16 protein-coding genes are annotated in these 23,470 nt (G+C 40.1%); 14 read left to right on the forward strand and 2 right to left on the reverse strand.

Going from position 1 to position 23,470, the window contains the following annotated elements; genetic code table 11:
• Window positions 1-248 precede the first annotated feature (248 nt).
• Both AC07VK_RS14115 and AC07VK_RS14120 read left to right on the forward strand, forming a co-directional pair.
• Window positions 249-1,766: an alpha-L-fucosidase gene (locus tag AC07VK_RS14115; protein WP_492961208.1), complete on the forward strand. Its 1,518-nt coding sequence runs from the start codon at window positions 249-251 to the stop codon at window positions 1,764-1,766.
• Between the two features lie 28 nt (window positions 1,767-1,794).
• Window positions 1,795-2,133, forward strand: a complete 339-nt coding sequence (locus AC07VK_RS14120) for an L-rhamnose mutarotase (RefSeq protein WP_492952708.1) — start codon at window positions 1,795-1,797, stop codon at window positions 2,131-2,133.
• A 267-nt stretch (window positions 2,134-2,400) separates the two neighbouring features.
• Here the strand turns inward: AC07VK_RS14120 and AC07VK_RS14125 are convergent, their stop codons facing one another.
• Window positions 2,401-3,015 (reverse strand): hypothetical protein, encoded by a 615-nt coding sequence (locus tag AC07VK_RS14125; RefSeq protein ID WP_492952709.1) that lies wholly within the window; start codon window positions 3,013-3,015, stop codon window positions 2,401-2,403.
• 290 nt (window positions 3,016-3,305) lie between these two features.
• Here AC07VK_RS14125 and AC07VK_RS14130 point away from each other — a divergent pair, with 290 nt between their 5' ends.
• From AC07VK_RS14130 to AC07VK_RS14150, 5 genes are all read left to right on the forward strand, one after another.
• Window positions 3,306-4,124 (forward strand): SDR family NAD(P)-dependent oxidoreductase, encoded by an 819-nt coding sequence (locus AC07VK_RS14130; RefSeq protein WP_492961210.1) that lies wholly within the window; start codon window positions 3,306-3,308, stop codon window positions 4,122-4,124.
• A gap of 75 nt (window positions 4,125-4,199) precedes the next feature.
• Entirely contained in the window at window positions 4,200-5,090 is an 891-nt protein-coding gene (locus AC07VK_RS14135) for a helix-turn-helix domain-containing protein (protein WP_492961212.1), read from the forward strand.
• Window positions 5,091-5,449: 359 nt separating this feature from the next.
• Entirely contained in the window at window positions 5,450-6,511 is a 1,062-nt protein-coding gene (locus AC07VK_RS14140; protein WP_492961214.1) for a sensor histidine kinase, read from the forward strand.
• Window positions 6,508-7,197 carry a LytR/AlgR family response regulator transcription factor gene (locus AC07VK_RS14145; protein ID WP_492961216.1) on the forward strand — a complete coding sequence of 230 codons (690 nt, stop codon included), beginning with the start codon at window positions 6,508-6,510 and terminating at the stop codon, window positions 7,195-7,197. The genes AC07VK_RS14140 and AC07VK_RS14145 overlap by 4 nt, the downstream gene beginning before the upstream one ends.
• Window positions 7,198-7,214: 17 nt before the next feature.
• Window positions 7,215-8,969, forward strand: a complete 1,755-nt coding sequence (locus AC07VK_RS14150) for a CocE/NonD family hydrolase (protein ID WP_492961218.1) — start codon at window positions 7,215-7,217, stop codon at window positions 8,967-8,969.
• A gap of 344 nt (window positions 8,970-9,313) precedes the next feature.
• Here the strand turns inward: AC07VK_RS14150 and AC07VK_RS14155 are convergent, their stop codons facing one another.
• Complete coding sequence (locus AC07VK_RS14155) at window positions 9,314-10,102, reverse strand: AraC family transcriptional regulator (RefSeq protein ID WP_492961220.1); 789 nt, start codon at window positions 10,100-10,102, stop codon at window positions 9,314-9,316.
• 93 nt (window positions 10,103-10,195) lie between these two features.
• On the opposite strand from AC07VK_RS14155, the gene AC07VK_RS14160 reads away from it, so the two are divergent.
• The 7 genes from AC07VK_RS14160 to AC07VK_RS14190 all read left to right on the forward strand — a co-directional run bounded on the left by AC07VK_RS14160 (window position 10,196) and on the right by AC07VK_RS14190 (window position 23,464).
• A complete protein-coding gene (locus AC07VK_RS14160; protein ID WP_492961222.1) occupies window positions 10,196-11,254 on the forward strand; it encodes an SDR family oxidoreductase in 1,059 nt (352 codons plus the stop codon).
• 151 nt (window positions 11,255-11,405) lie between these two features.
• The gene (locus AC07VK_RS14165) at window positions 11,406-12,941 is read left to right on the forward strand and encodes a SulP family inorganic anion transporter (RefSeq protein ID WP_492952717.1); all 1,536 of its coding nucleotides are present in this window, start codon (window positions 11,406-11,408) and stop codon (window positions 12,939-12,941) included.
• Between the two features lie 541 nt (window positions 12,942-13,482).
• Window positions 13,483-16,497, forward strand: coding sequence for a SusC/RagA family TonB-linked outer membrane protein (locus AC07VK_RS14170; protein WP_492961224.1), 3,015 nt, complete (start codon window positions 13,483-13,485; stop codon window positions 16,495-16,497).
• 34 nt (window positions 16,498-16,531) lie between these two features.
• On the forward strand, window positions 16,532-18,046 hold the full coding sequence (locus AC07VK_RS14175; RefSeq protein WP_492952719.1) for a RagB/SusD family nutrient uptake outer membrane protein: 1,515 nt from the start codon (window positions 16,532-16,534) through the stop codon (window positions 18,044-18,046).
• An 11-nt stretch (window positions 18,047-18,057) separates the two neighbouring features.
• The gene (locus tag AC07VK_RS14180) at window positions 18,058-19,167 is read left to right on the forward strand and encodes a fasciclin domain-containing protein (RefSeq protein WP_492961226.1); all 1,110 of its coding nucleotides are present in this window, start codon (window positions 18,058-18,060) and stop codon (window positions 19,165-19,167) included.
• 37 nt (window positions 19,168-19,204) lie between these two features.
• Window positions 19,205-20,293: a DUF5007 domain-containing protein gene (locus tag AC07VK_RS14185; protein WP_492961228.1), complete on the forward strand. Its 1,089-nt coding sequence runs from the start codon at window positions 19,205-19,207 to the stop codon at window positions 20,291-20,293.
• Window positions 20,294-20,311: 18 nt separating this feature from the next.
• Window positions 20,312-23,464 (forward strand): SusC/RagA family TonB-linked outer membrane protein, encoded by a 3,153-nt coding sequence (locus AC07VK_RS14190; RefSeq protein WP_492952722.1) that lies wholly within the window; start codon window positions 20,312-20,314, stop codon window positions 23,462-23,464.
• Window positions 23,465-23,470: the final 6 nt, after the last annotated feature.

The raw sequence follows: 23,470 nt of genomic DNA on the forward strand, positions 1-23,470 counted from the left end.
GCCACATGTCAGTGTTCTTGGGTGGATTTGAAATTAAGAAAGAGAATAAAGACGGATTTGATTTGCAATTTCTGAATAAATCAATCGGCGGGGCTGAGTTCATAATCTACAGTTCAGCAAGGAAAAGGTGCGCTGTAATGTTTTTTTATCATATCTTAAATGTCGGATTTTTACAACAAATAGTCTATTTATTTCAAGAATTGAGCGGATGAGTTACCTATTTTTGATTAAAACCAAATATAAGGAAGATGAAAAAAATAGTATTAGTTGGTCTTATGGCGTGTTCCCTGGGTTTAAACCTCAAGGCACAACGAAAAACGGATAAGGTAGAACAGGGGATTTTTAAACCTACAGATGAATCCTTAAAGCAGTATAAATATCCAGACTGGTTCAGAGATGCCAAGTTTGGAATCTGGTCGCATTGGGGGCCTCAGGCAGTTCCCAGACAGGGAGATTGGTATGCGAAGAACATGTATGTTCAGGGCAGTGCGCAGAATAAGTACCACGTGGCAACCTATGGTACACCATCTAAATTTGGATACAAAGATATTATCGCTTTATGGAAAGCAGAGAAATGGAACCCTGAGCAGTTGATGGCCTTATATAAAAAGGCCGGTGCCAAATATTTTGTAACCATGGGCTCGCATCATGATAATTTCTTTCTATGGAACTCCAAAATCCATAAATGGAACTCGGTAAATATGGGGCCAAAAAAAGATATTGTGGGTTTATGGCAAAAAGCAGCTAAAAAAGAAGGGCTCCGTTTTGGCGTTTCCGAGCATCTCGCGGCCAGTTTTAACTGGTTTCAGCCAAGTCATGGCGCAGACAAAACAGGGCAATTTGCAGGCATTGCCTATGATGGGCACGATCCGAAATATGCTGATCTTTATCATCTACCTGCTGATTCGGCCGATATGAAAGAGTGGCTGACCAATAATCCGGGCTGGCATAAACAATGGTTGGAAAATGTTAACGAACTGATCGATAATTATCATCCCGACCTGCTATATTCGGATAGTAAACTTCCTTTTGAAGATATAGGGCGTACAATGGTTGCGCACTATTACAATGAGGATATGGCCAAAAATAAAGGCAAACTGGAGGCAGTATATACGCCAAAAGAGCCATCTGAAGGTAAATGGGCACAAGATGTAGAACGCGGCGTATTGGATTCGATCAGCCCATTTCCGTGGCAAACCGATACTTCGATAGGAGATTGGTATTATAGAACCGGTCAGAAATATAAAAGTGCAAATGAAATCGCCCAGCTTTTGATCGATATTGTAAGTAAAAACGGAAATCTTTTGATCAATGTTGTACAGACTCCAGAGGGAGACCTGGAGCCTGATGTTGTAAAAATTGTTACAGAAATTGGCGACTGGACCAAATTGAATGGAGAAGGTATTTATGCATCGAGACCATGGAAAGTATATGGAGAAGGCCCTTCTACCATTAAATCAAACCAGAAAAAGGGCCATTTTGGTGGTTTAACCGATTCAGGTGAATATCAATCGACAGACATCAGGTATACCACAAGGGCGGACAATCTTTTTGCTTTCTGTTTAAATGTGCCAAATGAAAGCATTAGAATGACCTTACTTGGGCGCAGATCGAAATACCTGGAAAAGCCCATCACTTCGGTTACGATGCTGGGCAGTAAAAGTAAATTAAAGTGGGTGCAGGAAGATGATGCCCTCGTAATTAGCAAACCCGCAGATTATCCGGCCTGGTTGGTAACTGGTTTCAAAATAGAATTCAAAAAATAGGGAGAGCCGCTTACATTTAAAGTGAAAGATGAAAAGATATTGTTTGGCACTGGATCTCGTTGATGATCCAAAACTCATAGCGGAGTATGAAACTTATCACCTTAATGGTTGGCCTGAAATTAAGCGGAGTATTGTCGAATCAGGGGTTTTGGAAATGGAGATATACCGCATTTCAAACCGTTTGTTCATGATCATGGAAACTGATGATAATTTCAGTTTTGAAAAAAAGACAGCTATGGATATTGCTAACCCTAAGGTGAAAGAGTGGGAAGAACTCATGTGGAAATATCAGCAGGCATTACCCTTGGCAAAGCCTGGAGAAAAGTGGTTGCTGATGAAAAATATATTTAAGTTAAACGAAATGTGATATGAAAAAGCCGAACGGGCACATGCATACTGAACACAGCTAAAGTCAGTTGGTTTGGTATCTTCTGTGGGGGGTAAGGACGAAAGATTGGAAAGTGATTTGCCCTTGCCGCAAAAGATCCGCCCTTAACCTTTTGGAGTGAAATGCAGCACGTTTAATTAATTGAAAATGAATCTTTAGTAACAATATCTAGCTAATGTAAATCTTCGGTTTTACTTAAAAGCAAAAGGAGAATGCGCTTAGAACATTCTCCTTTTGTATTTTCTGTTAATCAATGAATTGTATCTGTTGTACCAGGTAGGCCTTCCCAAATTTCTGCGGATCCTGTATCACTGTTGCTTTAATGGCCTTCCATTTTGGCTGTTGCCCTTTTTGCCAGTTTGCACGGATTTCCTGTGCATTTAGCCAGATTTCTTCAAGTTCGTTCTGAACCGTGCTATTTGCATAAGTGAGTTGCAATTTATCAGGAATGAGATAATAGTCATTTCCTGTTTTGCTTAGTCTTATTACTGGTCCGCCAGGTACATATGAAGTAATCAGTTGAACAGGAAAAGACTCCGTTCCTTTGTATTGCTCTTTGCTAATTATATTTTCAAAAATAAAATAGTATTCAGGTCCGTCTTGAAGTGGCTCTTTATCGCGGTTGAATCTGGCTTTAACGCGGTAAGAATAACCAGGTTCCCTTTGATCAAAACCCCATAACGAAGCACCGGCATCTACATTGCCTGGCAACTTCAAAAGCACATCATTATCTGCAGCATAACGAGGGCTTACCAGCAGTTCAACTTCCTGTCCGTTTTTTAAGTTCAGCGGACCATATCTTTCCGATTTTTTGCAAGAAACAAGTGCAAAGGCTACAAAAAGAAAAAGTAGATTTTTCATAGGTGAGTGGTTTTTAGATTAATGGTTTCTCATGAAACGTAAAGATACCGATAGACGCTACAAGATATTGAAAGTTTTGTGCCATGCGCTAATTTAAGCGCTTGGTTATTGAAAATCCTGATTTGGCAATGCAATAATTACCTAATCCTTATGCCTCAATACTTTGGTTATTCTTAAATATTAGCACAAATTTAGCTAAACCTTAAAATGTGCTAATAGTCCCGTGTTTTGTATAAATCAGTTTTAGCGCTCCGCAATACCTTTGTTATCAGTATTTAACAAAGAAAAAAATGTCGAAAATAATTTTAATTACCGGTGCCTCACGTGGTTTTGGTAAAATCTGGGCAAAAGCCCTTTTAGAGCGCGGCGATAAAGTAGCTGCAACTGCAAGAAATACAGCAGATTTAAATGATTTGGTAGAAGCTTATGGCGATGCTGTGTTTCCGCTTCAATTGGATGTAAACGATAGAGATGCCTGTTTTGCCGTAGTTGAAAAAGTTAAGCAACACTTTGGCCGCATTGATGTATTGATCAATAATGCGGGATTTGGTTTGTTTGGTGCGATAGAGGAAACCACCGAGCAACAGGCCCGTGCACAAATGGAAACAAACTTTTTCGGATTATTGTGGGTAACACAGGCTATTGTTCCGGTAATGCGCGAACAACAAGCCGGGCACATTATCCAGGTCTCGAGCTTCCTGGGCTTGGTAAGTTTTCCTGTGCTGGGTTTATACAACGCATCTAAATATGCTGTAAATGGCTTAAGTGAAACGCTGGCACAGGAAGTAAAAGGTTTTGGCATTAATGTAAGTTTAATCGAACCAAATGGTTTTTCTACCGATTGGTCGGGTGCTTCAGCTTTCCAAACAGCGCCGTTAGAAGCATATGCTCCAGTTAAAAAAGCATTTTTTGATGCTTCAACACCCGATAGTTGGGGCAAACCAGAAGCAACGGTATCCGCCGTATTGGCATTGATCGACAGTCCTAAACCTCCTTTACACTTCTTGTTGGGTAAAGTGGCTCTCCCAGGTGTTAAACAGGTTTATGCAGAACGTTTGGCCGAATTTGATGAATGGGCTGAAGTGGCGATCAATGCGCACGGTCATTAATAAATCATTTAAAACCTTTAACTACAAGCTGTACGGGGTAATTGTGTAGCTTGTGGTTAATTACCGTTCAAAGGGATGAAACACTATAAGAACTTGGCCGAATTACATAGAGAAAATGCATTTCCGCCACCGGAGAATCCGTTGTTTAGCATTTACAAATGTGACCACATGTGTACCATGGGCGACCGGGAGTTTACGAGCGATTTCTATATGATCGGTTTTAAAAAGATTATTGCGGGTCATATCCTTTATGGACGTACAAAATACGACCATGAGTGTGGTTCGATGATGTTCTTTAAACCTCATCAGGTAATCGAAATGAAAAACCTGGAGCTGGATGAAGACGGTTTTTTGATTTTTATTCACGGAGATTTTCTGAATGGACATATGTTGCATGATACCATCAAAAAATACCATTACTTCGATTACGAAACCAACGAAGCGCTGCATCTCTCGCCCAGTGAAGAAAGCACAGTATGGGAGCTGTATCATAAAATTGAAACCGAATACCGAAACAACCAGGATGAATATAGTCGCGAATTGATTTTGGCCAATGTAGATACTTTGCTAAAGTATAGTCAACGTTTTTACAAAAGACAATTTCTTAACCGGACAGAAATTTCGGGCAAAACAGTAACCAGGTTTAATGAAGAAATAAATAAATATGTTGCTAATGGATTACTGGCTACTAAAGGTTTGCCATCAGTGCATGATATGGCAGCGCGTTTAAACATTTCGGCAGGTTATTTAACAGATGTTTTAAAACAGGAAAGTGGAAAAACCGCTTTAGAACATATCCATATTTACCTGATATCTGAAGCAAAAAACCGTTTGATCGGTGAAGATAGGTCGGTTTCGGAGATTGCTTATGCATTGGGATTTGAGAACCTCTCTTACTTCTCACGTTTATTTAAAAAAGAGGTGGGTGTTAGCCCGAATACCTTTAAAAAGCAGTTGCTAAATTGATGTTTTAACCGCAAAGGACGCTAAGAGGGGCGCAGAGAGCCCAAAGTTAGGCCTATTGTTGGTCAGATTTTGCAATCAAGACCTAAGCGCTACGGATTTGCAATCCGTTTTAGCTATTTATTTGTCCCGCAGATCTAGAAGATGAATGCAGAGGGCACATATTTTGTTTCTTTGGCACGATAGGCTTCGGACTCCGGACTATTTCCATCCTTTAGGCACAAAGGCGTGTCTATTTGTTTTGCACGATAGACTTCGGACTCCCGACTAGAAAAACCACTCATCCCCCAAAGGCCTACGTTCCTGTACTTTATCTTTTTTCTTAAAATTAGTATTCGTTGCTTTGTTTCAAGCAGAACATTTTGGAAAAGCAACCTTACATATCACTTTACTGGAAATGCCAACTCATTGGTTGGTCGGTGGCTGCGCTGTATTGGGCTTTTCAAGGCTGGTCTACTGCTAGCCATTTCAGGCTCGATATGGCTGTTGTACAGTTTGTTACGGATGTGGTGATATATATATTCATTACGCACTTGTACCGTAATTTTGCAAATAAAAACCGTTGGCAAGACCTGGCACTCGAGAAACTGATCTGGAGGATGTTGATCGTAATTCCGGTAATGGGTATTTTTTTTACCATTGTTACTGTGAGTAAACTATATCAGGTGAGGTTGTTGTTTCTTAGCCATCCACCACAGACCTTTATTGATTTTTTTAGTTTAAATGCCACAGGTATTTTTGTTACCGGTATCCGTTTAATGGCCATATGGCTTTTGGCCTACCACCTTTATCATTATGCAAAAAGAGAAATGCGGTTATCGGTAGAAAACGCCAGACTGGAACTTAGCTTTAAACAATCGCAACTGGATAATCTTTCTGCGCAGTTAAATCCTCATTTTTTGTTCAATGCACTCAATAACATAAAGTCTTTGGTGTACACCCGCCCCGATGCTGCTGGCAGGGCAATCGACCTCCTAAGCGAACTGTTGCGCAGTGGATTGTATAAAGGCAATGCCATGCTGATCAGATTAAATGAAGAAGTAGACCTGGTGAGAGATTACCTGGAGCTGGAAGGGTTGAGGATGGAAGAAAGATTACAATACGATTTGGATATCGATATTTCGCTCTCTGGATTGATGGTGCCACGCCTTTGCATTCAAACATTAGTCGAAAATGCGGTAAAACATGGCATTGCATTAGAAAAGCAGGGTGGAAAGATCGAAGTAATCATTCACGAACAGCATGGATTGGTAAGCATCTGTGTTTTAAACCCTGGCAAGTTAGAACAGGATAAAACGGTGGCAGGTATAGGACTGCAGAACCTGAAAGAACGGCTCAACCTGAGTTATCAGCATCATGCATCTTTCAGTCTGTATGAAATGGAGCAAAAGGTTTGCGCCGAAATTAAAATCCCAATGAGATGAGAAATATTAGGTCGCTGATTATTGATGATGAACGTGGCGCAAGGCAGGAATTGATAAGGATGTTAAAAAGCTATCCAGATGTTACGATATTGGGTGAGGCTGCCAATGCTGATGAAGCAGAACAGCTTATCGGACTTTTAAAACCTGACCTGATTTTTTTGGATATACAGATGCCTGGCCGTTCGGGTTTCGACCTGTTGGAGAATTTGGTACATGTTCCACAGGTGATTTTTGTAACCGCTTTCGACAGCTATGCGGTGCAGGCTTTTGAAGTAAGCGCCTTGGATTACCTCATGAAACCTGTACGGGAAGAACGCTTTAAAAGTGCAATGGATAAAACTATAGAAAAGATCGGTGCGAATGACGCAGCTGTTTTTGTAAAGGATAGGAGCAAATACCACCTCATTAAATGGAAAGATGTGTACTTGATTGAGTCGGTAGATAATTACGCACGGCTCTTTTTCGGGCAAGAGCAGGTGTTGCTCAAAACCTCCTTAAACAAACTCGAAGAAAATCCCGATTGTGAAAGATTTTTTAGGGCCGGCAGAAGTATATTATTTAACCTCGACTATATCAGCTCGATAAAAAAAGATGATGAGGGGATGTTTGTAGAACTTAAAACGGGGAATTTAATCAGAATATCAGAACGGCAGGCTGTTAAATTAAGGAGCCTCATTAAAATATAAACTATAATTTCTTGATTATGAAAATAAACTTAGTAAAACTGGGTATGGCTGTGCTATGCCTCTTAATGGGCATTGAAACCTTTGCACAGCAAAAACTAACCTTACCCGATAGCACTAATTATATCATCAACGATAGCGTGATGATTAAAACAAAATACGGCATTACGCTATCAGCTGTAGTGGTGAGGAAAAAAGGTGTGCAGCAGAAATTGCCTTCCACATTGTTTTATTTTATCTACTCCAATACCGATAAAAGTCTGATGGAAGCCAAGTATGCCGCCGATCATGGCTACGTAGGCATTGTGGCCGATGCGAGAGGAAAACGACTGAGCCCTGATCAGCCAGCGCCTTACGAACATGAAGCGCAGGATGTAAATGCGGTTATCGATTGGATCATTAGCCAGCCTTGGAGTAATGGCAGCGTGGGCATGTATGGCGGAAGTTATTCCGGTTTTGCACAATGGGCAGCGGCCAAATACCTGCATCCGGCGCTTAAAACCATTGTACCCTATGTAGCGGCAATTCCAGGGCTTGGCTTACCCATGGAAAATAATGTTTTTTTAGCAGCCAATTATCAGTGGGCATTTTACATCACCAATAACAAATACACCGATGATGCTGTGAATAACGATAATGCCCGTTGGCGCAGGATGCGGAATAACTGGTGGGAAAGTGGGGCCGCCTACAATAAGATCGACAGCATTGATGGTACACCAAACCCGATGTTGCAGAAATGGCTTAGTCACCCCGATTACGATGCCTACTGGCAGTCGATGGTGCCCTATGGCAAAGATTTTAAACACATCAATATTCCCGTGCTCAGCATTACCGGTTATTACGATGATGGGCAAATTTCGGCATTAGAATACCTGCGCGAACATTACAAGTATAATCCATCAGCCGAACATTATTTAATTATAGGCCCTTATGATCATTTTGGATCGCAGATAGGTGGTGTAGCCAAGCTGAGAGGTTATGAAGTAGATTCAGTTGCCCTGATCAATACCCGCGAAATTACCTTCCAATGGCTTGATTATATTCTTAAAGGCGGAAAGAAACCTGCACTGTTAAAAGATAAGATCAACTATGAGGTAATGGGCGCAAATAAGTGGAAGCATGCTCCTTCATTGTCAAAAATGGAAGATCACCGTGTTAGGTTTTATTTAGATAGTATAAACGGAACAATGCTGCTATCGGAGCAAAAGCCAGCTGAACAAGTTTTTATGCATCAGCAGGTCGATTTGGCAGATAGAACTGCCTTCTACAATGATTATTACCCTAATCCGATCGTTAAAAAAGAAATTGACAGATCCAATGGGCTGTTTTTTATCACGAAGCCATTTAATCAGGCCATTTCAGTATCAGGTACACTAGAGGGGCAGCTTAAGGCCGTCATCAACAAAAAAGATATGGATGTAGGCCTGGTCCTGTACGAAGTTACGCCCTCAGGTGAATATTTTCAGCTCTCTTATTATTTAGGTAGAGCCAGCTACGCACATGATATGAGCAAAAGGAATTTGCTTAAGCCTGGGAAGTTAGAAACGATACCTTTTTACCGGTCGAGAACATTCAGTAAGCAACTGCAAAAAGGTAGCCGGTTGCTTTTAGTGCTGAATATTGATAAAAATCCCTTTGCGCAGATCAATTATGGAACCGGGAAGGATGTGAGTAAAGAAACCGTAAAAGATGCAGGGGGTCCACTCGAAATTAAATGGTCGACAGGAAGTTTTATCGAATTAGGTTTTTCGGGAAATGTTAAAATTTTGTTTTAAATAAAATTACCGCTCATTGGAGGCTATATCATATTTGTAATTCCATTCGAATTTGTCACGTTGAGCTTCCCGAAGAATCGGGACAAGTAGTCGAAACGCCTTTCTAGATATTTAAACAGGTCCTTCGACAGGCTCTCCACAGGAGTCCTTTGGACAGGATGACAATTCTATATTTATGATACAGTCTCCTAAGCACCAGGGATTTGCAATCGGTTATAAATATTTGTTTGTCCCGCAGATCTAGAAGATGAGCGCAGAGGGTACCAAGGCATGTTTTGTTTCTTTCGTGCAATAGACTTCGGACTTCTGACTCCCGACTTCAGACTAATTCATCTTTCCTCTCTTCAGAATTTTCGCAACAGTTTACTCACGTGGCTTTCATCAACAAGGCCAAATTCTATGGCAATTTGTTTCAGTCCAAATCTTCCGCTTTCTATTCGCTGTTGAATTAAATGCTGACGATAATTGTGGATATACTGGCGTAAGGTTATGCCTGTATTTCTTTTAAAATAGGGCCCTATATAGTCTTCTGAAAGATTAAAGTGTCTTGCCATTACATTCGCCTTTAAATTTTTAGGCTGGTAAATATATTTGTGCAGGTAACAGAAAATGGCTTGAATGTCTTTTGATCGTTGTGCACTGCTTTTAATTTCGGGCATATTGCGTTGCATAATAGTGGAGAGCATTAAGATCTGTGTCCAGATTAAAGCTTCATTTTGCAACATGTTTATGTTGAGTGATAGGATGAGCGCAATGATGTTTTCAACAATCAACTGATCATCGGCAGTAAAGTTAAAACTTAGAAAATGTGTTTCCCGGCTTTTGATCAGGTATTCCAGGTATTGCAAGCCCCTTGGGTTAACCTCTTTTTGATGGATGTATAGATCAGTAAACTTGATGTAAATGAAATGTGTTTTTTCATCAATTTCGAAACGATGGTCATCATCCGGACCAATTAGGAAGAGATTCCCTTTTTCGTAAACAATTGGAATTTCGTTAATGATATGATGGCCAGATCCATTTTTAATGTATATCAGTTCGTAATGGTTGTGCTGGTGTACAGGGTGCTGCCATTTACTTACTTCAAATGCTGAAATAACAATTGGTTGAAATTGGACGTATCGCTTCATCATAGATTTATACAAATCTATCATACTATTTTACAAAAACATATCTCTGGTTTGTCAGGATCTTTGCTTTACATGAATCAATTTAAATCAAAAGAGATGAATAACAGTAAAACAGCATTAGTTGTGGGTGCAAATGGCGTAATTGGCAGTAATTTAATCAGCCATTTAGAAAGTCTTGGCGATTGGGATATTATCGGTTTATCGCGTCGGGGCGGGCTCGATACAGATAAAACCACGTACATTTCTGTAAACCTGCTCGACCCAGAAGACAGTAAGGAACAATTGAGCCCTTTAACTACGGTAACACATATTTTTTATGCCGCGTATCAAGATAAACCTACATGGGCGGAGCTGGTTGCGCCTAATTTGGCGATGCTTGTAAACGTGGTTAATGTTATGGAAAGTATTGCAAAAAACTTACAGCACATCAGTTTAATGCAGGGCTATAAAGTATACGGGGCGCATTATGGTCCTTTTAAAACACCAGCAAAAGAAAGCGACGGTGGACATATGCCTCCAGAATTTAATGTAGATCAGCAACAGTTTCTTGAGGCACAGCAAAAAGGTAAAAAATGGAAATGGTCTGCGCTTCGGCCATCTGTAGTTGCGGGTACCGCATTGGGCAATCCGATGAATTTAGTTTCCGTAATTGCAGTTTATGCATCCCTATCGAAAGAACTGGCTTTGCCTTTGCGTTTTCCTGGCAAAGTAGGGGCTTACGATAAGCTTTTAGATATTACAGATGCTGGATTATTGGCAAAAGCAACAGTATGGGCGGCTACTAACCCGGCATGTGCCAATCAAGCTTTTAATATCACCAATGGTGATCTGATCCGCTGGAATGATCTTTGGCCTAAAATTGCAGCTTATTTTAAAATGGATACTGCACCTCCACTTCAAATGCCTTTGCAAACCGTAATGGCCGATAAAAAGGCTTTGTGGATACAGATGCAAGAAAAACATAACCTAGCCAAACACAGTTATGAAGAAGTATCTTCCTGGGCTTTTGGCGACTTTGTTTTTTCCTGGGATTACGATTTTTTCTCTGACGGTACCAAAGCAAGGCGATTGGGCTTCCACGAGTATATCGATACTGAAAAAATGTTTTTTGATCTGTTTGACGAACTTAAACGCAAAAAAGTTATCCCGAGTTAGTTTTCAGATCTGGAATTATCATTAATCAGGATTTGTAACCCATTTATAAATATTTTTTGCCTGCTCATGCTGACTTATTCAGTCTTCATTTTTATTATAGAATTAATGTTCCAATAAAATTGGATATTTGCAATTGCAAATAATTTAACTGATGAAGCCCTACCTGCAACTTTTCGATTTTTCTAAGAAAATAAATTATAAAACTGAAATTCTTGCAGGCTTAACGGTGGCTATGACAATGATCCCCGAATCGTTATCATTTGCTATCCTGGCGGGTTTTCCTCCTTTAACAGGTTTATACGCTGCTTTTATTATGGGCTTGGTTACGGCTGTTTTAGGTGGCAGGCCAGGTTTGATTTCTGGTGGGGCAGGTGCAACAGTAATTGTGCTCATCGCCTTAATGAAAACCCAGGGTATAGAATATGTTTTTGCAGCAGTGGCTTTGGCAGGGGTAATTCAGATTATGGTGGGGCTGTTTAAGCTTGGAAAATTTGTCAGACTGGTTCCGCAGCCCGTAATGTTCGGCTTTGTTAACGGTTTGGCAGTTATCATTTTCATGTCGCAACTGGAACAGTTCAAAACCCTTGTTAACGGCAGAGTAGAATGGTTGAGCGGCACTCCTTTATATATCATGTTGGCTTTGGTATTACTCACTGTTGCAATAGTGATCATTCTCCCTAAAATAACCAAAGCCATTCCATCCTCACTGGTGGCTATTATTGTGGTTTTTCTTATCGTTTTATGTTTTGGAATTGATACCAAACTGGTTAAGGATATTGCTTCAGTAAATGGAGGTTTTCCTCCCTTTCATATTCCGGAAGTGCCGTTGAGTCTGGATATGCTGAAGATCATTTTTCCTTATTCACTCATTATGGCAGGTGTAGGCTTAACGGAGGGCCTGCTCACCTTAAACCTGGTTGATGAAATTACAGAAACCAAAGGGGATAGGAACAGGGAAAGTATTGCTCAGGGAATTGCCAATATTGCAAATGGCTTTTTTACGGGTATGGGCGGCTGCCCAATGATTGCCCAAACACTGGTTAACCTCTCGGCAGGTGCGAGGGCGAGGTTATCGGGCATTATTGCTGCCTTAACTATATTGCTTATTATCTTGATAGGCGCTCCGGTAATCGATCGTGTGCCCATGGCCGCCTTGGTTGGTGTAATGATGATGGTGGCCATTGGCACTTTTGAATGGATGAGCTTTAAAGTGATTAATAAAATGCCTACACAGGATATTATTATTGGGATTCTGGTGGCTGTGATTACAGTTTGGCTGCATAACCTTGCGCTTGCGGTATTAATAGGCGTAATTATTTCGGCACTTGTTTTCGCCTGGGAAAGTTCTAAACGGATACGTGCCACTAAACATATCGACGACAGTGGTGTAAAGACCTACGAAATATTCGGCCCCTTGTTTTTTGGATCGATTGCTAATTTTAATGAGCTTTTTGATGTGGCTCATGATCCTCAACATATTATAATTGATTTTAAGCACAGCCGTGTTTTTGATATGTCGGGTATTGATGCGCTCAATAAGCTAACCGAACGCTACCGGTTGGTTGATAAGAAACTCCAATTAAAGCACCTGAGCGACGACTGTAAACGCTTACTGAAAAATGCAGATCAGATAATAGAGGTAAACATTATAGAAGATCCAACCTATCGGGTGGCCACCGAAAAATAAATTAATTTTAACCTCCTGTTTTACGGTGTAAAAATACCATGGTATCGAAGCTAATCTTATAAGGTATAATAGGGTAGTGGCTATTCCCATCCCTAAACAATTATTGCCGGTTTAATCTTTACTGCCTTATCTGCGTTTCGTGTTTTTACTAAAACGTTTAAGTTCTTTAGGAAAATAGCAACATAAAATTGTGCGATTTATTGTTATTGTTGGCGAAAAATTCCCTTATAGACTGTTTTATAGGGTGTTAATTTTTTAAGGTATTCTGATAATATTTACTTTTTTACCTGTCTATTTGACAATTAAATTAATAGAATTAAATATTATTGTGATGTTTTATAAAAATTTCATAAAAATGACAATTTGTTATTAAAACGTTTTAGTATAGTATATATTTGAGTTAACCAAATGCTAAATTTTATGAGAACCCCTAACTATTACTACCGAAGTACCTGTCTCTCTAACCTGGGACATACCATGCCGTTTCCGAAAAAATAAGTTTTAGAAATCATTTTTTTACCAATTAAAAGATCCATTAACTATGCGATACTTATGGGCGTGCCTTGTCTTTTTTGCCGCGTTTACATTAAACGTTTTACCTGTTTTTTCGGCAGGCAAAAAAGTTCATAAAGGCCTAACAACCAATCTTTTTGTTCTGCAGGATACAACTAAAATTAAGTATGTATCGCCAAAAGACTCTTTAAGGAAAGACAGTTTAGAACAAATTAAACTCAAAACAATTTACCGTAAATTATCGGGAGGTGTACAGAAAGATGTTAAAGATCTTTCACTGTTTCCGGCCATTACCTTACAGCAAAGCCTGAAAGGTAATTATGCGGGCTTATACGTACAAGAACCATCAGGCGAACCTGGTTCTATTCAGAACATGATCATCAGGGGTGCTGCTATGCCACTGCTTTCAAAGAAAGATGTATATGCCGTACAGCCATTGGTGGTATTGGATGGAATCCCCTTAATCGGAGAGCACCCTTTTGCCTTCGATATCCAACAGTACGATTTTAACAGAATTGGCCCAGCCACTAATCTCCTTGCCGGAATTGATCTCAATAACATTGCATCTGTAGAGGTATTGAGCGATTTGGCAGGATCATCCATCTATGGGCCCAGGGGAGTAAACGGTGTTATCGTGTTAACCTCAAAAGCGGCTTCGGGCAATTCGAGGAGTATTAGCTTTAATTCATATATCGGAATGGTGCAAAAACCAACGGTTAATACCATTAATGGTAAATATGAAAATGAATTCAGGCAAAGGTTCTATGATATTTATACAACCAATGGCAGGTATTCTGATGATGAAGAATATCCTGTTTATTTGAGCGACTCGCTTAATAATGTCTACAGCGGTAAATCGAACTGGACTGATCTGTACTATAAAAACGCACTGATATACGGCATAAATTTTGGCTTAACCGGAGGGTCGGACCGTGCGAATTTTAGATTTTCGTTAGGTAATGCTAAAAGCCAGAGTGTTGCCGATGGTACAGGCTTAGACCGTTACAGCGCCATGTTTAATATTAATATGCGCCCGGTTAAATGGCTGCTTTTCTCTGCCATGATTAATGGGAACAGGTTAAACCGCGACCGGAACAGAACACTTAGGGACCGGTTTGCACAGGTTAATTACTTTCCCGATCTGAGTGCCCCACCTGCACCCAATAAAGATTATTATGGCACTTATTTAAATGAATACAGCAAAGGTTTTGATGATAATAAAACCAACCTGATCCAAGGGTATGCCAAATTGGTGGCTACACTGGGCAAGGTTAAATTATCATCGGCTTTTAATGTAGATTATAATGAAGGTTACCGGGATATATTTTATGCCAGAACCTTGTTGCAGGGCAATAGCTATGCATCAAACTATTATGGTTTTAACCAACGGTTAATGATGGATAATAAAGCAGCTTACGATTTCAAGCTGCATACCGCACATGATTTTCATGTGGAGTTAGGCCAATCGATGATGTGGGATATTTATAAGTATAACTATGCTTATGCGTATAAAGGCGCCAATGATTATATCAAAATTAATTTATTGGATTCTGATCCAAAATTACCAAATGGGGCTGATAATCCTAATTACCTGGTACCAAGAGCATTTCCAAGAGAACTTACTTATCGCTTTTTAGATAAAACGGAAGACAACCTGTTGTCCTTTTATGGTAAAGTAAACTACTCCTATAATGATAAGTATTTCCTATCCGGAACATTACGTTTAGATGGATCATCTAATGCACAGCCAAGCAAACGCTGGTTTTATTCTCCGGTAATTTCAGGTGCATGGAATGTTAAAAACGAATTACTAAAAGATACCAGATTAGTTGATGATTTAGTTTTAAGGGCAAGTGTTGGCCGTTTAGGCAGAACATTTACCTATGATAATTACGCCCAGGGGCCACAGTATACTGCATCAGTTGGTTATACCGGCAATTTAACCGTGCCAGGATACAATGCCTTCGGTGTGTTAACCAGGCCCTATTCGTTTGGCTGGGTGGGTTATGGCGTGCCATGGGCCTATTCAGATCAGTTAAATATTGGGGCTGATGTGGCCATGTTGAAAAACCGGCTGCATGTTTCGGTCGATTTTTACACCAAGGCTGATAAAAACCAGTTGATCGGCATTCCATCGTACGCAGAATATGGTTACAAACAATCAATAGAAAGCGGAATGGATGTGAGCAATACCGGTGTTGATTTATCCATCCACGCATTGGTAATGGCTAAAAATAAATTCTCGTGGAATTCTTCATTAAATTTTAACCACAATAGCAACACCTTAAAAGCATTGCCACGAGGCTTAAATGAAATTATAATCGGAAACAGGTTATTAAGAGTGGGCGAACCGGTAGATCAATATTGGTTATTGGAAAATGAAGGTATCTATACTTCAACTGCACAGGTTCCTGTAGTAAATGGTCAGCCGTTAAAGTATAACGGACAGGCATTAAAGGCTGGAGATCCGAGATGGAAAGACCAAAATGGTGATCATGTAATCGACGAAAAAGACAAAGTATTAAAAGGGCACTCATTGCCAACACTTTCTGGTGGTTTTGATAACGCTTTTACTTATGGCAACTGGAGTTTGAGCACCAATTTATATTTCAATTTGGGCAGAAAGCTGATTAACCAGGAAATGGCCAGCCGCTTCGATTTTGTAAACCGCGAAGGTAATACCGATGTAAGCTCGGTGAAAGAAATTACTTTTTGGGAGAAACGTGGCGATTATAGCAAATATCCGCTATACAATCCGTGGAGCACCGTTATTCCTTATCGTGTAGATCAGGATCTTTTCTTAGAAAACGCCTCGTTCTTAAAATTGAGATCGGTATCGGTAGGTTATGAATTGGGCAACCTATTGAAAAAGAGAAATATAAAGGTCAATAAATTCTTCGTTTACGGCGCCGTAAGCAATGTATTTGTCATCACCCCTTACACCGGGCAAGATCCAGAACTGGTAAGCTATGATGGCGTAGATACCGGCTACGGACAACCGATACCAAGAACATACACTTTAGGCGTTAAAATGGAATTATAATATGGAAATAGCTACTAAAAATACATCAATTACGATGAAAAATATATTATACGCATTTCTCCTTGCTGTGGTGGCTTTAACCAGCTGCAATAAAGCATTGGAAACCGACTCGAGCAGGGTGGTGGGCGAAAAAAATATGTGGAATACGGTAGAGGATGCCCGTGCCGGAATTCTGGGGGTTTATGCCTTAACCAGAGCTGCACTTTCTGATAACAACAGCCACTGGATTTATGGGGATGTAAGACCAGGCGAGTTTACAAGCCCGAAAAGACAGGATTTAAAAGCGGTTATCAGCAACAATTTAAATGCATCTTATCCTGTGGTAGAGTCACTTTCTGATTGGACCAGGTTTTATGCCATTGTTAATGGTGCTAATGTTTTTCTGGAAAATATTGCACACGTTAAAGCAACCGATAAACGCTACTCAGATAATAACATGACGGTAGATATTGCGCAGGCCAGGTTTTTAAGGGCTTTTGCTTATTTCTACATGGTGCGCATCTGGGGTGATGTTCCTTTTATTATCTCGTCAAATGAAGGTGCTTTCGAAAATAAAGCCAGAGAAAAACAAGCTAAGGTTTTAGCCTGGGTAGAGTCGGAAATATTAAGGGCCGCGGCCGATCTGCCATATATTTATAGTGGAAACGATATTCAGCAGCCGGGCGATTATTATAACGAAGGCGGAGGAAGATGGGGAGGCGCTTTAGCGACTAAAGTTACGGCTTACGCAGTGCTTTCGCACGTTGCGGCCTGGAATGCAGATTATGCCAGTGTTGCCAAATACAGCAAATTTGTTGAAGATAATTATGGCAGAAGCGGAGGTGGTTATACCTCAACAACTGATTTAAGCAATTCAAACGGGTTTTTCTACAATAAAAATAACCGACAAATGTTTGGCTTTAATTCAGATTATGGTCACATTGACGGTTCATCAACCGGGCATATTGAAGAATTAACCCTTGCAGAGCCCATTATTACCAAGTCTGTTCCTGATATCTATCTGCCAAAAGATTCGATCTTAAAATATTTCAATTTAGCGAAAGATGAAAGATTCTCAATCGATACGTTGGGGCAATCGAAATTCGACAGGTATTTCACCAATTTAAATGGTAAATATCCAATATTCAGTAAAATAAAGGTTATTCAGGGCGGCGGTACCGATCCAAACTTCCGGTATTTTACCAGTGCATTAATCTTTACCCGCTTAGAAGATATTGTCCTGTTAAGGGCCGAAGCACTATCTGTTTTAGGCGATCAACAGGGGGCTATAAACGAATTGTCTCAAGTAATGAGCAGGAGGGTTACGCAAGGTACAACCCTTGCTTTTAATCTGGCTACCGATGATATCATCAAAATCATTTTCGAAGAAAGACACCGCGAATTATTGGGAGAAGGGCATAGGTGGTACGATTTAATCAGATACAATAAAATTAAGCAGAACGATGCCAAATTTATGACCCTCATCAATTCGGGTGGGATCTACTGGCCGATATCTCGCAGGTTGATCGCTCAAAACAGTCTATTAACTCAGAATCCTTACTGGCGCTAAATAATATTGATATGAAAAATTTTATAAAATATATGGGTGTGCTAACAATGCTCTTGTTATTCACCGTCATTTATTCGGCTTGTAAAAAAAATGGGGGCTACTACGATGTAGAAGATAGTGCAGTACCATATAACGGAAACATATACGAATATTTAAAAAGTAAGCCAGGGGTATACGACTCGTTAATTGTAGCGGTTGATAGAATGGGCTTGAAGAAAACCCTTACCGATAGTAATGTAACGCTTTTTGCGGTTACCAACCCAAGTTTTCAGCTGGCATTAAGAAATTTAAATACCTTAAGAAAACAGTCAGATAAAGACCCGCTGTTTTTATCAAACATTGATGGAATACAGTTAGATACGATGGTTTCTTACTATATCATCAGGGGTGTAAAACCATCTGATTCTTTAAAGTTGCAGGATGGACTTAATTTAACCAGTGTTAAAGTAGGTTATCCCATGCATGCCAAATCGGTGCGGGGTTCTGCCTCGGGCGAGGTGGGTGCTGGTCCGGAAGTGATTCAGTTTAGCAATACCAAAAAGAGCAAATTCATCAGAAACTGGTCTACAAGTACAACTGCTTCAAACAACATCAAAACCAAAAATGGCATTGTGCATGTAATCAGTCCCGATCATATTTTCGGTTTCGATGGCTTTGTTACCCGCTTAACTTTTATTCCCCCTCCGCCAAACTTAATGGTTACCGTGGGTGGAACCTTCTCTGCTAACCGCGAAAACGGCGGTGGGCCAACCAGTGGAGAAAACTCTAAAAAAGTGATCGATGGAGATGATCATACCAAGTTCTTATGCGATTTGCAAGGGTTTTTAACCATGCAGTTTAAACTTAAAACGCCAGAGGTATCTTCTGTTTACACTTTAATATCGGCAAATGATGCGGTAGAAAGAGATCCGAAAGCCTGGACTTACGAAGGCTCGCAGGATGGTATTAACTGGACCGAGTTACACCGGGTAAGCAACTTCTTTTTTGAAGAAAGGTATCAGCAAAAAGTTTTTAGGTGTACCAATACCGTTGCCTACCAGTACTACCGCATCAATATCACGGAGTTAAGAAGTGGAGGTACTTTCCAGCTTGCAGAATGGACTATAAACAAATCGAAATAGGGTGATGGGACATAGAAAAAATAAACTAACGAAACTTATGAAGTCAATCGTAAAAATAGAAATGGTTGTGGTTTTGTTTGCATTAATCGCTTTTAGCGGATGCAAAAAACTGTACGACCTGCCTGAAGAAAAAGATTACCTGAGTAACAATGTAAACTTTAGCAATAAAGTATTAGAGCCGATTATTGGCAGAACTAACCTAATGGGCGGTTTTAACGGAGATAATTCTACGCAACCCATCACCTTCGAAATTGTGAATGCGCGTTTTGGGGATGGTAAACCGGTTACCGATATTTTCCAGAAAGTGCCTACTTACGTATTTACTGCTCCTTATACAGGCTTAGAAAAAAGCCTGGCAGAAATAGAGGCTAAAAGAAAGATAGAAGTACACGCTTTGTTTGAGGTACGTTCGTCGGGAGAGTTTATCCTTTGGGGCTCGTCTACCAATCAGTTAATCAAACCAAGACCAGTTGATAGTACAAACTTCTCTCAGGATACCCGCTTTTTTGATGTAAAGATTAAAAACACCGGTGGAGAACGTTTAATCAGAGATTTACAGATCAGACCTTTCAGAGAAAGACCTTACGAGCCTTCTAATGATTTTAATGCCTACACAGGTTTGCCTGCTCCCGATCCTAAATTTCCTCTGGATAAAAAGTTGAGAGATTATATCCGCCCATATTTAAATAATGTGGTTGGTGCCACAACCAACAAAAATCTGGTCAGTAATAACGATCAGAAAGATGTAGTGGTATACATCCGTCGGTTTACAGGCGGGAATGGTCACTCGCTCCGCATTAAAGCCTTAAATAAGGATTCGGTTGAAATTAATCCGGCTTCCTTTAACGAAACCGTTTGGGACAAAATGATCCATGGTTTTAACATGCAGAAAACGGATAAATACGTTCAGTACGATGTAGCTTATCCAATTCCATTGGTAGAGATCCCAACATTTTACGCACCGGGAGGTTCGAGAGCGAAAGCACAGTTGAGTTACTCCAGGGGGGCTTTTGGTGGTGGCCGTATCATTGCCAATTTCGGGGTCGATTTTGCCATTTACCAGGCTGGAGATTGGGAAATTGTATTTCACTTCAAAACAGATAATCCAAAGTTTATCAGCGAATAGGCAATATTTAAAGCTAATATGATGAAAAGAAATATACTTTTTTATACATTACTTGTGGTGTGTATAATGCTTGGCACCAGTGCTTTTTCGCAGGAGAAATTTAACCTTGTGAATGGTACCGTTGTTGATAAAGAAACAAAACAAGGCGTTCCGGGTGTATCTATTATTTTAGAAAGCACCAATAAAGGACTAACGCAAACCAACGGCAGCGGAAAATTTTCGGTTAACGTACCCGAGGGTTCTACTTTAATATTCAAGTTTATTGGTTACAACACACAGCGTGTAAAAATTACCAATCAGAATAATATTACCGTAACTATTTCTGAAGACCGAAAAGAGCTGGATCAGATTGTTATTGTAGCCTACCAGAAAAGGTCTAAACAAACCACTACAGGATCTTCGGTTTTAATTCAGGCCAAAGAGGTTCAGGATATACCGGTTTCTAACGTAGAGCAACTTTTGCAAGGTAAAGTACCGGGATTAAACATCCAGAACAATACCGGTGCACCGGGTTTCAGGGGTTCGGTACAGGTTCGTGGATTATCCAGTTTAAGTATTTCAGGTAGCGGTAACGAATCATTTTTGCAGCCAACTTCACCGCTGTATATTATTGATGGTGTTCCGTTAGATGCAGATAAAGCTGCAGAGTTTGGTTTCCAGAGCCAGGGACCAGGTGTGAGTCCGCTTTCATTAATCCCTCAGGAAGATATCGAAGACATCCAGATTTTAAAGGATGCGCAGGCAACTTCTATGTATGGCTCGAGGGGGGCATATGGGGTAATTATCATCACCACTAAAAGAGGTAACTCTAAAGTTCCGAGAATTAGATATGTATCCAATTTCTTCGTTAAAACCCCGCCGAAACTTCGCGAAACTTTAGGTGGTAATTCGGAAAGATCTTTAAAAATCCAGCAGATTATTTTAAATGCCTCTAATGTGGATGATATCAGGAGGATTTCTAATACTTCATTCCTGGCCGATAGTTTAAATGCCTATTGGAACAACTCTACCGATTGGCAGGATGTATTTTTCCAGAATACCTACAACCAGAGTCATAACCTGGCCTTAGATGGTGGCGATCCTCGATTTAACTATAAGGCTAACCTAGGTTATTATACCGAAAAAGGGGTAATCAAAAACACAGGTTATAACCGTTACAACCTCAATATGAATATGGAGTTTAAACCAAACGATAAATTTAGATTTTTTGGTTTTATTAACGGCTCGGTAGGAAAGCAGAATAAAGGAAACGGTGTAGGTTTATTACAATCGGGGGTAGCTTCAAACGGTCAGGTATCTACCTTATTGCCGCCGCCATCTTTCTATCAGGCATCGGGAGGGGTTTTATCGGCATTGCAAACATTAAACGATAACAATTCCAGAAACTTAAGAACTAACGTAGAAGCACGTTATGAGTTTATTCCAGGTTTAGCAGTATCTTCTACTTTAAGTTACGATTATACTTCCGATACCGAATCTACCTTTACGCCAGCAGCGGCAAACGGGCAGTTTGCAAAAGTATACGATTATGTAGGCAGAAATTTCCAGTTGTACAATAGAAATGGGATTACCTACGCCAAAACCTTTGGCGAAAAACACAGCCTTTTTGTAAACACCTTTAACGAGATTTACAAACAGGGTGCCCAGGCTGGTATTACCCGACAGGAAAGAACACCTAACGATCAGTTACAGGGGCCATTAGGCTACGATGCCTACTACTCGCGTGGTGGAGGGGTATTGTCTAACTATAAAAATGCAACCATTGCATCATTTGCAGGTTCGGTATCATACGATTATGATAAAAAATATGTAGCCGAATTTTCTTACCGTTTAGATGGTACCTCATCCAGCGGATTGGAAAATCCATATTCTAAAAACCCTTCCATTGGTTTAAGATGGAACTTTAACAAAGAGAACTGGCTGGCCGATATGAAATGGCTATCGTACGGTAGTTTGAGGTTAACCTGGGGACAGAATATTGTGCCAACGGGTAATCTCCAAAGTATTTATGGTATATATAACCTGAACAATAACTTTAACAACAACCCAACCATCGGAATCGATTATGACATTATTCCAAACCCTAACTTAAAACCAACCACTACAAGCCAGTATAATTTGGGCTTCGATCTGGGCTTATTTAACGATAAAATCTCAGTAAACTTCGATACTTATTTTAAAAAGGTAGATAACTTGTTGTTTGATAGGTTTTTATCTAATACCACCGGATTTAATAAATTGGCGAGTAACGATTTAGGTATTGCCAATTATGGATCGGAGATCATGATTACCGTGAGACCAGTAGCGAGCAAAGATTTTGATGTTTCGGTTTCGGTAAATGGTGCACTTAACCGTGATGTGCTGTTAAAACTTCCGGCAGAGTATAATGGCCAGTTTATCAAATTTGATGGTTCTGGTTACCTGCAGCACAACGTTTACCGCGTAGGTAGAAACACATTGTCTAATTACTTAAGAATAAACCAGGGCGTTTATCAAACCGATGCCGATGTGCCAACTGACCCTGTAACGGGTAAGAGATATCAATCTAACGGTCAGTTTTTCTTAGGTGGCGATCCGATTATGAAAGATGTAAACGGAGATTACATTTTAGATGGGCGTGATTATGAAGTTACCGGTAATTCGCAGCCTTTAATGACGGGGGGGCTTTCTACCAACATCAGGTATAAAAAATGGGGCTTAAATGTTTATGCTACTTACACAGCCGACAGAACCATTTTAAATAATGCCCTGGCCGACAGGATAGCCATTATGCGCGATCCTTATTCACTAAAATCGGTAGTGCCATTAAACGACCTTAACATCTGGACCAAACCTGGCGATATTGCAAAATACCCATATCCGTATGATTATAAAAGGTTTGACCAGATTCAGCCGCTAAGGGCCGACCAAACACTTTGGCAGGAAAGCGGAACCTATTTAAAAATAAGTAATGTTACCCTTTCTTACATGTTCGATAAAAAGTTTATCGCACGTTTCGGAATGAGCAGTTTAAGAGTATATGCCTCTACAGATAACCTGATTACTTTTTCTAAGTACACCGGGCCAAATCCTGAAAACGTAACCACACTGGGTCGCGATATTTCTACAGGATATCCGGTTCCGCGTACTTATAACATTGGTGTACAATTAGAACTTAATACAGGCAATTAATAGATA

The sequence above is a fragment of the Pedobacter sp. GW821-FHT01D05 genome, assembly GCF_059422505.1.